Origin of the sequence: Nodularia sp. LEGE 04288, assembly GCF_963896525.1 — a bacterium.
Taxonomy (GTDB): domain Bacteria; phylum Cyanobacteriota; class Cyanobacteriia; order Cyanobacteriales; family Nostocaceae; genus Nodularia.
Genome location: NZ_CAWQOY010000139.1, coordinates 1 through 14,802 on the forward strand (window position 1 = coordinate 1; position 14,802 = coordinate 14,802).

The following is a 14,802-nucleotide window of genomic DNA, read 5'->3' on the forward strand; positions in this document are numbered from 1 at the left end:
CAAATGACAAATGACAAATGACAAATGACAAATGACAAATGACAAATGACAAATGACAAATGACAAATGACAAATGACAAATGACAAATGACAAATGACAAATGACAAATGACAAATGACAAATGACAAATGACTAAAACTGCATGGGTGTTTCCCGGACAAGGTTCTCAAGCGCTGGGAATGGGAATTGACTTATTAGATATACCAAGTGCTAAAGATAAATTTGCCCAAGCTGAAGCGATTTTGGGCTGGTCTGTAATCGACTTATGTCAAAGCGAAGAAGAAAAGTTATCACGGACGCTCTATACACAGCCAAGTCTTTATGTGGTAGAAAGCATCCTGGCTGATATCCTCCGGGAACGGGGACATAAACCAGATGTAGTCGCTGGTCACAGTTTGGGTGAATACATTGCCCTTTATATTGCAGGTGTGTTTGAGTGGTCGGCTGGATTACATCTAGTCAAGCGTCGGGCTGAACTCATGGATAGTGCCGCCGGTGGAATGATGGCGGCTTTGATGAACTTTGACCGTGAACAGTTAGAAACAGTTCTAGCTCAGACACCAGATGCAGTTTTGGCAAATGATAACAGTCCGGCTCAGGTGGTGATTTCTGGGACTCCAGAAGCTGTACGAGAAGTCATGTCTCAAGTGAAAGCCAAACGTGCTATACCCTTAAGAACTTCTGGAGCATTTCACTCACCCTTTATGGCGGCGGCGGCGGCGGAGTTCCAAGACATTTTAGAATCAGTGGAATTTCAGCCAGTTGTTGTACCAGTAATGTCTAATGTAGATCCATTTCCATCTACTGATGCGAAGATTCTCAAGCAGCGCCTCAGCCAACAAATGACCGGTTCAGTCCGCTGGCGAGAAATTTCTCTGCAATTACCAACAGATGGTATTGAGGAAGTAGTGGAAATTGGCCCAGGTAATGTGCTAACTAATTTGATTAAACGTACCACTCCTGATTTAATCTTAAAAAATGTCCGTAATGCTGCGGAATTGCCAGCATAGGGTATTGGACAAGTTCATTCAAAATTCAATAGAATCAGCTGAGATAACTTCTAGGAGATGATGGATATGACAACCGTATCCAACGGACAACCAGGTATTATTCGTACAGAACGGGGACTAATTATCGCCGGAACACGTATTACTTTGTACGATGTGATGGACTATCTCAAAGCCGAATATCCATCTAAGTTGATTCGTGAAAAGCTGGGACTAAATGATGAGCAGGTGAACTTGGCTTTAGCCTACATAGAAGCTCATAATTCTGAAATGGCAGCCGAGTATCAAAATTTTCTCCAAAATGGAGAGGAAATTCGACAATATTGGCAAGAGAAAAACCGCGAAAGATTTGCGACAATTGCAGCTATGCCGAATAAAGTTGGTCAGGAAGCTCTACGCGCAAAACTCCAATCTTGGAAAGAGCGCATTGCATCCCTATCATGAATTTTTTAATTGACTACAACTTAACAGGAGATGCTGTTTTATTCTGGGGAACACTTGCGGCTGAAGGTTGGATTGAACTTTTATCAATTCTTTTTTCACATTTAAACAAGTTGAATTACCAACAGTATGTATACACAGTTGTCTGATCATGAAAGAGAAATAGCTTTCCAATATCAATTTGGCAAGTTTCTGAAAATTGATGAAATCCCGTGCAAAAATTATTTTGCACGTAATGAATTGGTAGCGACTGTTATCCTTAGTTTGATGATTGTCTTTTTTATGCTTTGTGGTCTGTATCCACTTTTGTTGGTCATTGAGGGACTTAGCAATATCTTGGAATCATTGAATCCCAAACTTCTAAGTTCACTCAATTTATCACCTTCAAGCATACGAGAAAGTCCATTAACTGTGCTAATTATGTTTGGGGTATGTTGGGGCTTGGTTTTATGGATATTTTTTGTTTCGTCTAAACTAAAATATGCTGAGAGAATCGTTGCTTTTGAGCATGGTTTATATCAGGTTAAGTTAGGTTTTTTCCGACGAGAGCAAGAGATTCATTGTAGATATGAAGATATTAAATATATCAGAATTTCCTGTAGCGAATCTGCGATCTATGTGAATGGGAAAAGGACTAGTTATACTGACATTATCAGCTATCAATATTATATGGGAAACCGTCAAAAAATGCCTTTTGGTATTTATGCTGATGTGGCAGGCTGTAGTTCTAAGTCACGGGTTCTCTTTAAATTGATTGGAAAATTAGTCAAATCCAGATTGATGCCTCAAATCATGGCAGACTTGCAAAGTGGTAAAGAGGTTGATTTTCAGGGATTGAAAGTCAGTGTTCAAGGGATTAGAACGAATCAGAAATCATTTTTTCCTATTCATCAGATTAAAGAGTTAAGATTTTATTTTGATAGTGATGATGATGGATTTGAACTTGAACCTAAGCTAGAATTCAAGAATAACAAGAACTGGGGACATTGGGGTAGTAGAACTGTGTATATTCAGAATATTGACAACCCTCATCTATTCCTTGAAGTCCTAGAGATGCTCAAAATACCTGTCAATTTTGATGCACTTCCTGAATTAGCTAATATTAAGTAGATTAGGGCTAAGTTTAACACTTATGCAATGGCATCTCAAAATATAGGAATCCGGTTTGATTTATGAAAAAATTAAGTATTGTAGGGTGCGTTAGGATGAAGTCCGTAACGCACCATTATTAAGGTTTTGGTGCGTTACGCTACCGCTAACACACCCTACGACTGAGACTAAATACCTTTAATACTGTCTATGGGATTGGCGGGATGTTGTTTAGAACTGCACAGTGATACAAAGATGCAACTTAGCCACTAGCCTACAATATGTGATTATCGCACCTAAATAGTTTGTAAACAAGCTAAATCTACCTATACTGACTGACTAAAAGCGATCGCGATCGCTTATGCTAAATTTTAATCAAATAAATTGAATTATCTTCCGTGACCAGAGAACGCCAACCTTTAATCAGTCTGGCACTATACCACGCTTTTAAGTGGTCGATTGTCAGCCCTATGCTTCATACTTACTTTCGGGGGCGAATTTATGGGGTGGAAAATGTCCCCAAATCAGGAAAACTAGTAGTAGTGAGTAATCATGCTAGTTACTTTGATCCGCCGATTGTCTCTAATTGTGTCCGTCGTCCAGTGGCGTACATGGCCAAGGAAGAGTTATTTGAAGTCCCAGTTTTGGCACAAGCAATTAAATTGTATGGTGCTTACCCGGTGAGTCGGGGTAGTGGCGATCGCAATTCTATACGCGCCGCCCTGGAGTATCTGGAAAATGGCTGGGCTGTAGGTGTTTTCTTAGAAGGTACTCGCACTCCAGATGGTAGAATTACAGATCCGAAAAGAGGGGCTGCACTATTGGCGGCGAAGGCTCAAGCACCATTCTTACCCGTGAGTTTATGGGGTTCTGACAAGATATTACAAAAAGGTTCGGCTATCCCTCGTGCAGTTCCCTTAACTATTCGGATTGGCAAATTAATTGATCCGCCCAGTTCTACTAATAAAGCAGAATTACAAGCTGTGACACATCAGTGTGCGACAGCAATTAATGAGTTACATGATTTAGGACGCTAAGAAATAGCAACAACTAATGTTATAAAATCGGCCGTAGACGAATCAAGACGGGGAATTATGTCGGATTTAAGAACAGAACTAACAGAAATTCTGGATGAGGCTGAGTGGGATTGGCTAATTCCTCATGTACAACGTGATGCGGTGATTGTGGTAGCGCAGGATTTAGACTTGCTGGATGTGGGAGTGGCGATCGCCAGTGATCAAATTTCATCGGTGCAACAGTGGATTGATCAGCAATTGATGGCTAAACCTTCAGAGACACAAATGGGAAATTGGAATAGCGATCGCCACAAACGATTTCAGACTCTGATTATTCAGCCCTATGTTCTAGTCAAAGAAATGGCTGCATCAGACTAGGAAAGAAATTCTTTGAAGATTTGGGTGGAGTCTGAATTCCCATCCAAATCTTCCCAGTTCCTAGTCCCCAATCTCCCATTCACTGTTTTTTGCTATGTTCTGCACCCGTGTAACCAGTAGCCACCCAAATTAAAGCTCTAGCTCCATCACGGATAGATTTATCCACGGGTTCACGCATATTTTTTGAAGGTACTGGCACAGGTTTGAATTGAATACCCCGACTCCCCAAAACTATCTCGCCCACAACACGAGCGCGGCGCATATGGAACTCAGAAGTAATTAAATAAACACTCTTAATACCTTGAGCTTGCAACTCATCGACTAGTGTAGTAAAATTGGTAACAGTATCTACAGCTTCATAATCCAGGTGTAATCGTTTTGGATCAACTCCAGCCTTGGCAAACACATTTTGAGTTGATCTAGGTGGACTACCACCAGAAATCCAAATTGGTAAACTTGGATGCTCGCGGACAAAATTGGCTGTAAATCTCTCTCGTTCTAGATGTGACGTAGAACCACCCAAGACTAAGACTGCTTGGGGTTGCAAACTTTCAATTTTCGATTCCTGGTATCCCAACCACATTAATAGAGGTAGGGCGAAAACCATAAACCGAAATGAATGACCTGTAAATAATAGATTATTCTTCAAGGCTCTATAGTTGCTAATAATATGAACCAATATCCAAAGTATTAGTTTGTACGCTTTTACCTGTACTGGAGAAACTACAATCCCCTCTATCCGGTTTTATTAGCGAACTAATGAATTCTAGACTACTCTTGTGTTTTAGAAATATAGTAACTTTGTTACGTCACGCTTACTATCTGGACATGGAACTGCAATTAACAGTGGTTGTTTTCTAGTAAACACTCAAGTGTACATTTTACTATATCTGTTTACGTTAGTCTAGATATTCAGTCAAACTTGGCAATACTTTTGTCTATTGAGTCCAGGATTTTTTCTGAAAAAACATAAATCCAGTATTTAACTAGATTTTTCCCAAATCAACTTAGATATGAACTGACATTTTCATTTCAATACACAGTTAAAAGTGCATTAACATGATATGTAGTGATTGATGACATATACTCAACTGGAGCGGAAAATTCATCAATCAGTTCCGACTCACTTTTTCATTGAATTGTTTTGTGGGGACGGGACTGGCCAGGCTCGAACCGGCGACCTAGCGCTTAGGAGGCGCTCGCTCTATCCAACTGAGCTACAGCCCCAACTATAAAGCATATGCAAGCACATACTATCATAGCAGTAGTCTTAGCTAGACTGCCAAGAATTATTCCAAGAACCCCCACCTATTTCTAAACCACAAACAGAACTTTGTGCTTTCAGGATTGTTTGAGATTTTTTATTGCTTAATTTTCGTAACTCCAAATCTAGTTTTCCTTGCATGGTGTCCCGACAACAGAATAACAAACCATTTGCTGTCGGCGCACGCAGGAGTGTACCAGGTAAATGCGTGGTTCCAGTTAATTCAATTTCATAATCTAAGTTTCTCGCGCGCATTTGCCATCTACCCCAGGGCTGAATGTCCCATTCTACTTTTGCATTCCAGGGAACGAATTCATAAAACTGGCCTTGATAGTGCAACCCAATCATAGCGACAGATTCCATCCACCACAACACTCCGCGCTTACCACCGCCAGCCGTTAAAGCCAAATCGGGTTCGCCATCAAAGCTATTACAGTTTAACCAAAACCATTTTTGCGGAAAAGCACCGCCCCAATTTTTCTCTTTGTAAGCTGGCGCGTTGCTAAATTCATAGATTTTGCCATTCCAATCTATTGAACCACTGGCTACGCCGTGAGCCATTAAAATTTGCCATCCAGGTTCAAAAATCTGTAAAGATGACATCCAACCAGCAGTTGATTGCTGAATACTATTTTGATTTCCCCAGTAGTAGATCGGCTGAATTTCGTACCGCCAACGGCAATAATTACCAGTGGCGGGATCACGAATCTCTCCCTGATTTAAGGTAGCTGTAGCTTGATAGCCTTCTTGAATATGACTTTCAAACTCCGTCGGGAGGAGATACACTGGTGGGGTGTTGAGGTCGGTTTTACCCCAATGACCTAATCCGAGGACATCTCGACTACCCCAAAATTTTGTCACATCAGGAAAAGTACGGCAGATATACTCATCATTCACCCCCAGGACTTGGGCTGCACCACCGCTATGGGGTTTACCACCAATGGGATCTTCGATAGAGTACATAAAGGCGAAGGTTTGACCACAATCGGGTAAAGTTACGCGATCATACCAGCCTTCAAAGAAGCGGCGACTGCTACCATCCCAATGATATCCACTATGAGGCGTTTGGGTTGAGTGAAGAAGATTTAGGGGAATAGTTAACATATATTGATATAGATAGTTGCCTGTTTCTTTCAGTATGAGCGATCGCCTTGATATAAATCATGCTTATGAAGTTTTAGGACTGACACCCGGTGCATCACAGGCACAGGTAAAGCAAGCTTACCGTAAGTTGGTGAAAATTTGGCATCCTGATCGCTTTTCTGATTCACAGCAAAAACAGGAAGCAGAGGCAAAAATTAAGGATATCAATGTAGCTTACAACCAACTCAAGTCTCAACAGATAAATACTGAAAGTGCGCCTTCTGCTTCGCCCACAAGTACTTCAACTGATAAAATAAACATATCTGTCAAGCGTTGGGATGCTGAAAGTTTTTATAACTGCGGAGTGGAGAATGCTAACAAAGGAAAATATGAGGAGGCGATCGCAGATTTTACCAAAGCCATTCGCCTCAATCCTCGTTATGTTGAAGCCTACAAATATCGGGGCTTCGTTTGTTCTCAATTAGGGTTTGAATATAGAGCCGCTTCAGATTTAAATAAAGCCGCATCCTTAGAACAGTATGGGAGCAATAAATCGCAATATTCCAGATGGGCAAAGTCATATAAGCCTGTGTTCCGGCGTAAATCTTTGTTATCAAGATGGTGTCAGAAAATTAAAAAGCTGTTGAGGATGAATAGGCGATCGCGATAATTTGTAACTTCCCATACTAGAATTAAAAATAAATTTACTACGTGTCTAGTATGAGCGATCGCCTCAAACCCATGATGCAAAACTTAATATCTGTTCGCATACTCAGAGGATTATGACTAAAAATTTCAGGAAAATTATGAGGATGTTACTTCATTTTCCCCAGCATCATATTTCCGACTAAAGACCGCCATAATCTATCTGGAAGTATTGCGTGTAAGAAGAAAAAAACCTCGCCGTAAGGAGAATACCGTAGTCTTTGCGTTCCGTCGGTTGCAGCCCGATAAATTGTTTTAGCAACGCCTTCCGGTTCTGGTAAAGAGTCATTGACCTTCTCACTGAACTGCTTCATCCGATTCACCATTTCTGTATAGTCAGGATGCTTTGCCCAAGTTGTCCCGTGATTGATAAAATTTGTCTTAATTCCACCCGGTTCAATAATTTTCACCCGAATGCCAAAGGGACGTAATTCATAGCGTATAGACTCAGAAAGTCCCTCTACAGCCCATTTTGTTGCATGATAAGAAGATGTCAGAGGGAAAGCGAGACGACCGCCAATAGAAGACACGTTGATAATTGTGCCTCTACCCTGTTGGCGAAAAACGGGAAGGAGGGTTTGTATTGTGGATACAAGCCCAAAAAAATTAGTTTGAAACTGATGTTCTAATTGCTCAGATGTGACACCTTCAATTGGTCCCATGAGTGCATATCCTGCATTATTCACCAAAACTTCAATATGTCCAAAATGTTCTAATGTCTCGCGAATTGCCGCAGAAATTGTCTCAGGTTTAGTGACATCAAGAAGCGGATATATTATGTTCTTTCCCTTTGCCCAATTATCAGTCTTCCTGGGTGAACGCATCGTTGCGGCAACGTTCCAGCCTTGCTGTAGAAAATACTTGGCTGTTGCTTCACCAATCCCACTAGAAGCACCTGTAATCAACACAGTTTTACTCATTCTTGCTCACTAGAAAATTTAATTTTGCTATCACACAGCTTAAACTGTGGACTATACTCCACAGTCAAGTAAAATATCTGAGGTCTCTGTGATGTTGATTGGTGAACTGTCCAAGAAAACGAATTTATCGAAAGACACTATCCGCTTTTACGAAAAAATGGGGTTAATCACGGCAAGTGACCAGCCGGCTGGAAGCAGAATTTACAAACAATACGACGCAACAACGGTAGAACGTCTTTTTTTGATCAACAAGGCAAAAGGACTCGGATTTACTCTCAAAGAGATCAAACAGCTAATTGATCAATGGGAAAATGATGCAATTCCCCCAGGCGAACAAATCAGAATCATCGAGAGCAAACTTGAACAAATTGCTAAAAAGATCCAAAATCTGAGTGAAATGAAATCCTACTTAGCTGCCAAATTAAGGAAGTTGAAGCAAGAAGCAGATGCGGTTGGCTAATTCATAAAAGCATGAGTAAACATACAGTAGAGCGAATATTTCAGCGAGTAGTAAAAGGTTTGTAGTAGAAACTTCAGTCCCTAACTTCAGGACTAAAGTCCTGACTACGAGCAAACATTGTTTATGCGGTATAACTAATAAATAACTATGGGCTAAATTAACGTAATTACAGTAACTTCGGGTGGACAAAATAAACGTCCTGGACGATAAGTTCCTAAGCCGCGATTGACGTATAATTGATTATTTGACACTTGGTGAAAACCTTTTGCCCACTCCCAATATTTAACGACTTTTGAGCAATCTCCTAGTAATAATGGTTCCCAACGGCGCACTTTTTTAGGAAGTTGTTTCAGCAGCTTTTGATAATGAAAAATGGCAGGGCCAAGTCCTGGTATCACAATATGACCTCCGTGGGTATGTCCAGATAGTTGCAAATCAACGCGCCACTTTTCCAAAATTTTGGCAGTATCTGGGTTATGGGATAATACAATGCGGGGTGTACCTGAATGGAGTCTATCCATAACTGGTGAGGGGTTGAATTCCCTTGACCAATAATCAGCTAGCCCTACTATTGGTAACTCTTGTCCTAAAGGATAGGCGATTTCATTCCACAGGACATGAACATCAATGCTAGTGAGGGCGGATGTAATTTCTGCTTGGGAGTGCTTGTAATGTATATCATGGTTGCCGAGGACGGCATAAATACCGCAACGACTTTGTAAATGTTTCAGTCGTAAAGCTAGTTCGTGAATTGGTGTAGGATCGTCGGTTACATAGTCGCCAGTTAAGAGAATTATATCGGGTTCAGCTTCATTACTAGCGGCGATCGCTTGTGCTAAAAGTTCTTCAGAAATTCTCACACCATCATAGTGAAAGTCTGTCAACTGTACCAGCTTTGTACCTTGCAAAGATTGTGGTAAGTCCGCAATCTTAACCGTTATTTTATCTACTCTTAAACGTCCCGTAAACAACCAGTGCATAGTGCAACACCAGACTCCTCATACCAGCGTTTACAGCTTATCAAAAATCAAAATACATCTTGGATAAAGTGTAAAAATTTCTGGATAATCTATGTCCTTTGGAGGATAATTTCTGTAACTTCAGGGGGACAAAATAAGCGTCCTGGGAAATAAGTTCCCAAACCACGATTGACATACAGCTGATTGTTTCCGACTCGATGTAAACCTTGCGCCCATTCCCCATGACGGATAAAAACGTGTTTTCTGCGCGCAAAAGGTAAGCGATACCGCAGTTGATTGGGTATACTTTCCACAATCCTTTGATAGCAAAGTAATATCGGCCCTAGTCCGGGAATCACGATTTGGCCGCCGTGTGTGTGACCAGATAATTGTAAATCTACTCGCCATGCTTGCAATAACTCCGCAGTATCCGGGTTATGAGATAACACAATCCGAGGTATGTCAGGGTCTAGTTGGTTCATGACTGCTGTGGGATTGAATTGTCTGGAAGAACGATCTGCTAGTCCTACTAATGGTAATTCTTTTCCGAAAGGATAGGCGATTTCATTCCACAGGACGTTAATTCCTATGTTAGTGAGGGCGTTGGTAATTGTGCTTTTTGATTGTCTGTGACGGATATCGTGGTTACCCAATATGGCATAAATACCAGCCTGACTTTGTAGCTGTTTGAGTCGTAAGGCTAGCGCCTGAATGGGTTCTGGGGTTGTGGTTACATAGTCGCCAGTCAATAAAACTAAATCTGGTTTTAATTGGTTGCTGAGTGCGATCGCCTGTTCTAACATTTCTGCCGACAGTCGCACACCATCATAGTGAAAGTCTGACATCTGCACCAATTTCTTACCTTCTAAAGATACAGGTAAATCTGCAATCTTAACCGTCAACCTTTGTATACTCAACGGTCCAGATAAAAACCAGTGCATAACGTTTTTAGTAAAGCTCAATTATAGTGGAGCAATCCTGCGCCAAAAAAAGAGTATGAAAAAAGAGGCATTTTCTTGGATCTTGGCTTCTAGGAGTTGGTTAATTTTTATAGTTATTTCTCATTTAAGTAAATCCTCAAGTTTTTTTCCCAAGGGAGCAGAAAGTTGATAAATGATCCCAAAAATCCGCTTTTTTCCGATAAAATCACAGGAATTGGTTGTTGCGGCTCATTAGGTGGACTCGGAGTTAAATAGGAGTTTGCCTTGGCTGGGAGCTAAAGTCTGGTAGAAAAACTGTTGACAGCGATTGTGTTCATCAGCAATCAGCACTCGCGCCGAGTGTCCAGTGCGAAATACTTCAGCGCGATCGCATTCTTCATAAGCAGCAATAATCACAAAATCTCCAGGATCGCACAAATGAGCCGCCGCACCATTGAGACAAATCACACCACTTCCTGGCTCTCCTGGCAACACATAGGTTGACAAGCGGTTGCCATTGCTAACATTCCAAATTTCCACCTCCTGCAAAGGCAGAATTCCCACCTTATCGATCAATTCAGTGTCAATAGTGACACTCCCTACATAATTAACATTTGCATCCGTTACGCACACTTTATGTAACTTAGCGTGCATCAGTCTAATTTTAGCCATTGTTTTTTCCTGTATACATTAATGGAATCACGATTGTGTCAGCACCTTTTCCCACAGCACTGCTTCTTGATGAGGAGCAGGAACATGAGAAAAAACGCGCCTACCCTCAAACTCAAAAGACTCGTACTGTACGGCATATCTTCGTTGATATTCCAACTCTTGAGCAATATACGCCGTAACCGCATGGGTACAAATTGTCACAGCCCGCTTGTAATTCAAACTGGCGGCTACTTCCAGTACCTTCTTTTCCAAAGCTAAAGCAATAGCAGCACCTTCCACATGGGAAGATGTACCTGTCATAAATACATGGATAATCTCTCCTACTTTCACCTCCCCATAAGTTTTGATGTACATTCGATCTAAAGAATCCAATAGTGCAAAAATTGGCTTCAAGAACTCAGGTATCTCAAAATCCCCCCCCAGAGAACTAGCAAAATCTTCACTCAAGCAAAATCCAATCACATTTCCAGAAAGACGATGGAGCGCCACAAAGGATAAACTCTCAAAGAGGCAGTTTCTGCAAACTGTTTCTGAAAAGCTATTGAACTCTTCTTTTTGAAGACCCAAGCCGACTCCCAAGGGTTCTCTGAAAGTGAAGCATTCGCTGACTAATGCCACAGTCTGTTCTAAATATTGCTCCTCGAACGTAACGATTTCAACATCACTTAAGCGCACCTCAACCATTGGAAAAAACTTGATTTCTTTGTATTGATCAAAAAGCCTTGCTAAAGATGCGAGGGACGGCTCATTGACAAAGTTAGAAAGGGGAATGCGTACCCCAAATTCCTGCTTGAGTTTTTCTAGAAAAGATACAACAGACAAAGAGTTTCCACCCAGATGAAAGAAATTATCGTCTCTGCTAATAGCAGACACAAAAAACATTTGCTGCCAAATCCCTGCTAATAATTTTTCTGTTTCGGTTTGAGGCAACTGTTCCGAATCTATGACTCGCAATCTCCACCCACTCATGGCAGATAAGGCTTGGCGATCTACTTTTCCGTTGGGAGTCAGGGGCAGTTCATCTACAGCCACGAGTCTCGCTGGTACCATATAATGAGGCAAATGGGAGAAGGCGTACTGTTTGATTGCATCCACATTCACTGTAGAAGGAGCAACAAACGCTACTAGCTGTTTTGTTTCCAGTGCCGCTTCGTTTTCTGAAACGATCACCGTGACATGGGAGATTTCTGGGTGAAAATGCGCCAAGACTTTTTCAATCTCTTCTAGTTCTACTCGAAATCCCCGAATTTTCACCTGATTATCAACCCGACCGATATAATACAGCAAGCCATGATTGTCTCTGGTGACTAGGTCTCCTGTTTTGAAGAGCATACCGTTGCTAGAAAAGGGATTGGGGATGAATCGCGCTTTGGTTTCTTCAGGCTGGTTGTGGTATCCGCGTGCTAGCACGACACCTCCCACCCACAGTTCGCCTACCTCCCCTGGGGAAACAGGCTGCCAATTTTCATCCAAGACATGAATCTCGGCATTGAGGATGGGTTGACCAATCGGCACGTCCGGTTCTAGGTTTCCCATATCCCCCGCCAACTCTGCCCAGGTGACATCACCTGCTACCTCTGTACTTCCGTAGAGATTCAGCAAAATCCCATCAGGCACGCTGGCTCTGAATTTGTGTAACAGATTTCGCGTCAGTCGCTCTCCGCTGACTGTCCAAATTTTGAGGGCGGGGAGGGCTGCTCCCAAATCTGAACGAGTGTTGAGCAGCACTTGTAGCAAGGATGGCACGAGGATGAGCCGAGTCACTTTGGTGGATTGAAGAAAGCCAATGATTTCTTGAGGATTAGCGCTGGAGGAGTGGGGAAGAATCACGACTTTGACTCCTTTGAGCAATGCCCCAAAAATCTCCCAAACCGAGTCCACAAAGTTGAGGGTGGTTTTGTGGCAGCACACTTCGTCAGAGGTAAAAGGATACTGATTCCACATCCAAATGCAGCGATTAACAGTGGCTAGGTGAATGCCACAAACGCCTTTGGGAGTGCCAGTGCTGCCGGAGGTGTACAAAATGTACATTAAGGCATCGGGGGTAACGGCAACGTCTGGGTTGCTGCTTTCTTGTTGCGATCGAGATTCGTCGTCTATCAGGAGAATTTTTCCCGCAAAGGGGTGAAGGGTATTCAGAAGAGATGTTTCTGTGATCAGGACTCCACAGCCAGAATCTTCAATAATGTACTGTTTTCTGGCGAATGGAAAGTCTGGATCTATGGGGACGTAAGCACCACCTGCTTTTAGGATTCCCAGAATAGCGACTACTGCTTCCGGCGAGCGTCGCAAGCAGATGCCTACTGGGGTTTCTAAGCCCACTCCAAGGGATTGCAGGGCGTTGGCCAGCTGGTTCGCTTGCTTGTTGACTACTGAGTAGGTGAGCTTTTTGTCCTCAATGACAAGGGCAATTTTTTCTGGTGTTTTGGCAGTCTGTTCTTGGAAGAGTTGGTGAATGCACAGGTTTGATAGATTGTCCATCTTTAATAATTCTCTGGAATAGCGATCGCTTTCGATTCCAACAGAGCCGTAGTTTGGCTATAAAAACGCCAGATTAAGCTCACAGCAGCCGATAAGAGTCCTAGAACTAAGCCCAACCACAAACCAACGCTGCCCCAATGCCAATAGATTCCCATCAAATAACCGCTCCCTAAGCCGATAGGCCAATAGGCTAACAGACCAATTAGCAGGGGAACGCGAGTATCTTTTAATCCCCGCAAGGCTCCCCCGGCAATGACTTGCGTTCCGTCGAAGAGTTGGGAAGCGACGGCTAGATATAACAAAGTGATAGCGAGTTGCATAACTTCGGTGTTCTCTGGATTCTGAGGATCTAAATAAATTGCGGCAATAGAGTCAGGAAATACGCCTAAAATCACAGCTACGAAACTCATAAATATTCCCCCCAATCCCATCCCCACAAACCCCGCTCGTCTCACTCCTTTGGGATCGTTCTCTCCCAAATTTTGCCCCACGCGCATAGTGGTGGCGTAGGAAATGCCTAGAGGAACCATTAAGAGGATTTGTGTGGTTTGAATAGCAATTTGATGCGCTGCCAGTGGAACAGTACCTAGATAACCCATAAGGTAGGCTATAAAGGTATTTAGGCTGATTTCTATAGCAAATAGAATAGCTGTGGGTAAACCGATTTGAATAATTTCTTTAAATAGGAGAGCATCAAAGCGATACCACTTACCAAATAATTGATATTTTCTCAGTTCTTTGTCTAAGCTGATTAAACTGATTCCCGCGATGAATTGACCCCAAAGCGTCAACGTACTTGCCCAACCTATCCCCGCTAAACCAAGGGCGGGTAAACCCAATTTGCCAAACATGAGGATGTAGTTGGCAACGACATTAACAACTACCCCAGTTCCCATAATTACCATAATCAGTTGGGGACGGTTGAGGGCAGACACCAGGTTTTTCAGGACAGAAAAGCCAATCAAGGCTGGAAAGCCCCAGACAATTGCTCGTAGATAAGATTGAGTCAGGAGGACAGTGCTTTCTTGTTGCCCTAATTGCCGCAAAATAGGAGCCATATTCCACAGCAGCAGCATCATGGGAATCGATAAGGGAACAGCTAACCAAAGTCCTTGATAGGCGATTTTACGGAGAAGTTCAAGTTTACCAGCGCCAAAAGCGATCGCCACGAGGACACCCACCGCCGAAACCATACCTGAACTCGTCCACAGGAGGGCAATGTAGGTCGTAGATCCCAATGCTCCTGCTGCTAGAGTTTGGCTCCCTAGTAAACCCATCATCACCGTATCTGTAAAGTTGATGGCACTTTCAGATAACTGGGCGGCGGCTAAAGGAATTGCCAATTTTAAACAGGCTTGAGCTTCTAAAAATACTTTGGAGTTCAATGACGGCAATTCTATTTCCCT

General features: G+C 42.4%; 15 protein-coding genes and 1 tRNA gene. 7 read left to right on the forward strand and 9 right to left on the reverse strand.

The genetic code is table 11. From position 1 onward, the window contains the following. The first annotated feature begins 129 nt into the window (after positions 1-129). The 5 genes from fabD to AACX33_RS19790 all read left to right on the forward strand — a co-directional run bounded on the left by fabD (position 130) and on the right by AACX33_RS19790 (position 3,932). The gene (fabD, locus tag AACX33_RS19770; RefSeq protein WP_193997186.1) at positions 130-1,011 is read left to right on the forward strand and encodes an ACP S-malonyltransferase; all 882 of its coding nucleotides are present in this window, start codon (positions 130-132) and stop codon (positions 1,009-1,011) included. 66 nt (positions 1,012-1,077) lie between these two features. Continuing rightward, complete coding sequence (locus tag AACX33_RS19775; protein ID WP_193997185.1) at positions 1,078-1,452, forward strand: DUF433 domain-containing protein; 375 nt, start codon at positions 1,078-1,080, stop codon at positions 1,450-1,452. Between the two features lie 126 nt (positions 1,453-1,578). Further along, on the forward strand, positions 1,579-2,559 hold the full coding sequence (locus AACX33_RS19780) for a hypothetical protein (protein ID WP_193997184.1): 981 nt from the start codon (positions 1,579-1,581) through the stop codon (positions 2,557-2,559). Between the two features lie 377 nt (positions 2,560-2,936). After that, positions 2,937-3,575, forward strand: a complete 639-nt coding sequence (locus AACX33_RS19785) for a 1-acylglycerol-3-phosphate O-acyltransferase (protein WP_193997183.1) — start codon at positions 2,937-2,939, stop codon at positions 3,573-3,575. Between the two features lie 57 nt (positions 3,576-3,632). After that, positions 3,633-3,932 (forward strand): DUF2288 domain-containing protein, encoded by a 300-nt coding sequence (locus tag AACX33_RS19790; protein WP_193997182.1) that lies wholly within the window; start codon positions 3,633-3,635, stop codon positions 3,930-3,932. 79 nt (positions 3,933-4,011) lie between these two features. On the opposite strand, the gene AACX33_RS19795 is transcribed toward AACX33_RS19790, so the two are convergent. The 3 genes from AACX33_RS19795 to AACX33_RS19805 form a co-directional block, all read right to left on the reverse strand. Further along, the gene (locus AACX33_RS19795; RefSeq protein ID WP_193997531.1) at positions 4,012-4,539 is read right to left on the reverse strand and encodes a YdcF family protein; all 528 of its coding nucleotides are present in this window, start codon (positions 4,537-4,539) and stop codon (positions 4,012-4,014) included. A gap of 546 nt (positions 4,540-5,085) precedes the next feature. Beyond that, positions 5,086-5,159 (reverse strand) — tRNA-Arg (locus AACX33_RS19800). A gap of 43 nt (positions 5,160-5,202) precedes the next feature. Beyond that, the gene (locus AACX33_RS19805; protein WP_193997181.1) at positions 5,203-6,300 is read right to left on the reverse strand and encodes a tocopherol cyclase family protein; all 1,098 of its coding nucleotides are present in this window, start codon (positions 6,298-6,300) and stop codon (positions 5,203-5,205) included. Positions 6,301-6,334: 34 nt separating this feature from the next. Here AACX33_RS19805 and AACX33_RS19810 point away from each other — a divergent pair, with 34 nt between their 5' ends. Next, positions 6,335-6,949 carry a J domain-containing protein gene (locus AACX33_RS19810; protein WP_193997530.1) on the forward strand — a complete coding sequence of 205 codons (615 nt, stop codon included), beginning with the start codon at positions 6,335-6,337 and terminating at the stop codon, positions 6,947-6,949. Between the two features lie 145 nt (positions 6,950-7,094). Here the strand turns inward: AACX33_RS19810 and AACX33_RS19815 are convergent, their stop codons facing one another. Beyond that, complete coding sequence (locus AACX33_RS19815) at positions 7,095-7,904, reverse strand: SDR family oxidoreductase (RefSeq protein ID WP_193997180.1); 810 nt, start codon at positions 7,902-7,904, stop codon at positions 7,095-7,097. 91 nt (positions 7,905-7,995) lie between these two features. Between AACX33_RS19815 and AACX33_RS19820 the strand changes: the two genes are divergently transcribed. After that, positions 7,996-8,364 (forward strand): MerR family transcriptional regulator, encoded by a 369-nt coding sequence (locus tag AACX33_RS19820; RefSeq protein ID WP_193997179.1) that lies wholly within the window; start codon positions 7,996-7,998, stop codon positions 8,362-8,364. A gap of 152 nt (positions 8,365-8,516) precedes the next feature. On the opposite strand, the gene AACX33_RS19825 is transcribed toward AACX33_RS19820, so the two are convergent. The 5 genes from AACX33_RS19825 to AACX33_RS19845 form a co-directional block, all read right to left on the reverse strand. Then, positions 8,517-9,344: a metallophosphoesterase gene (locus AACX33_RS19825; protein ID WP_193997178.1), complete on the reverse strand. Its 828-nt coding sequence runs from the start codon at positions 9,342-9,344 to the stop codon at positions 8,517-8,519. Positions 9,345-9,433: 89 nt separating this feature from the next. After that, entirely contained in the window at positions 9,434-10,264 is an 831-nt protein-coding gene (locus tag AACX33_RS19830) for a metallophosphoesterase (protein ID WP_193997177.1), read from the reverse strand. A 231-nt stretch (positions 10,265-10,495) separates the two neighbouring features. Continuing rightward, the gene (gene panD, locus AACX33_RS19835; RefSeq protein WP_193997176.1) at positions 10,496-10,915 is read right to left on the reverse strand and encodes an aspartate 1-decarboxylase; all 420 of its coding nucleotides are present in this window, start codon (positions 10,913-10,915) and stop codon (positions 10,496-10,498) included. Between the two features lie 27 nt (positions 10,916-10,942). Next, positions 10,943-13,396: a non-ribosomal peptide synthetase gene (locus AACX33_RS19840; RefSeq protein ID WP_193997175.1), complete on the reverse strand. Its 2,454-nt coding sequence runs from the start codon at positions 13,394-13,396 to the stop codon at positions 10,943-10,945. Positions 13,397-13,398: 2 nt separating this feature from the next. Beyond that, the gene (locus tag AACX33_RS19845) at positions 13,399-14,790 is read right to left on the reverse strand and encodes an MATE family efflux transporter (protein WP_193997174.1); all 1,392 of its coding nucleotides are present in this window, start codon (positions 14,788-14,790) and stop codon (positions 13,399-13,401) included. Between the last annotated feature and the right edge of the window lie 12 nt (positions 14,791-14,802).

Excerpts from the sequence above, each read along its gene's own strand:
- AACX33_RS19780 (WP_193997184.1), top strand. The coding sequence starts at position 1,579 with ATGTATACACAGTTGTCTGATCATGAAAGAGAAATAGCTTTCCAATAT.
- fabD (WP_193997186.1), top strand. The coding sequence starts at position 130 with ATGACTAAAACTGCATGGGTGTTTCCCGGACAAGGTTCTCAAGCGCTG.
- AACX33_RS19825 (WP_193997178.1), bottom strand. The coding sequence starts at position 9,344 with ATGCACTGGTTGTTTACGGGACGTTTAAGAGTAGATAAAATAACGGTT.
- AACX33_RS19775 (WP_193997185.1), top strand. The coding sequence starts at position 1,078 with ATGACAACCGTATCCAACGGACAACCAGGTATTATTCGTACAGAACGG.
- panD (WP_193997176.1), bottom strand. The coding sequence starts at position 10,915 with ATGGCTAAAATTAGACTGATGCACGCTAAGTTACATAAAGTGTGCGTA.
- AACX33_RS19790 (WP_193997182.1), top strand. The coding sequence starts at position 3,633 with ATGTCGGATTTAAGAACAGAACTAACAGAAATTCTGGATGAGGCTGAG.
- AACX33_RS19810 (WP_193997530.1), top strand. The coding sequence starts at position 6,335 with ATGAGCGATCGCCTTGATATAAATCATGCTTATGAAGTTTTAGGACTG.
- AACX33_RS19805 (WP_193997181.1), bottom strand. The coding sequence starts at position 6,300 with ATGTTAACTATTCCCCTAAATCTTCTTCACTCAACCCAAACGCCTCAT.
- AACX33_RS19815 (WP_193997180.1), bottom strand. The coding sequence starts at position 7,904 with ATGAGTAAAACTGTGTTGATTACAGGTGCTTCTAGTGGGATTGGTGAA.
- AACX33_RS19795 (WP_193997531.1), bottom strand. The coding sequence starts at position 4,539 with ATGGTTTTCGCCCTACCTCTATTAATGTGGTTGGGATACCAGGAATCG.
- AACX33_RS19830 (WP_193997177.1), bottom strand. The coding sequence starts at position 10,264 with ATGCACTGGTTTTTATCTGGACCGTTGAGTATACAAAGGTTGACGGTT.
- AACX33_RS19820 (WP_193997179.1), top strand. The coding sequence starts at position 7,996 with ATGTTGATTGGTGAACTGTCCAAGAAAACGAATTTATCGAAAGACACT.
- AACX33_RS19840 (WP_193997175.1), bottom strand. The coding sequence starts at position 13,396 with ATGGACAATCTATCAAACCTGTGCATTCACCAACTCTTCCAAGAACAG.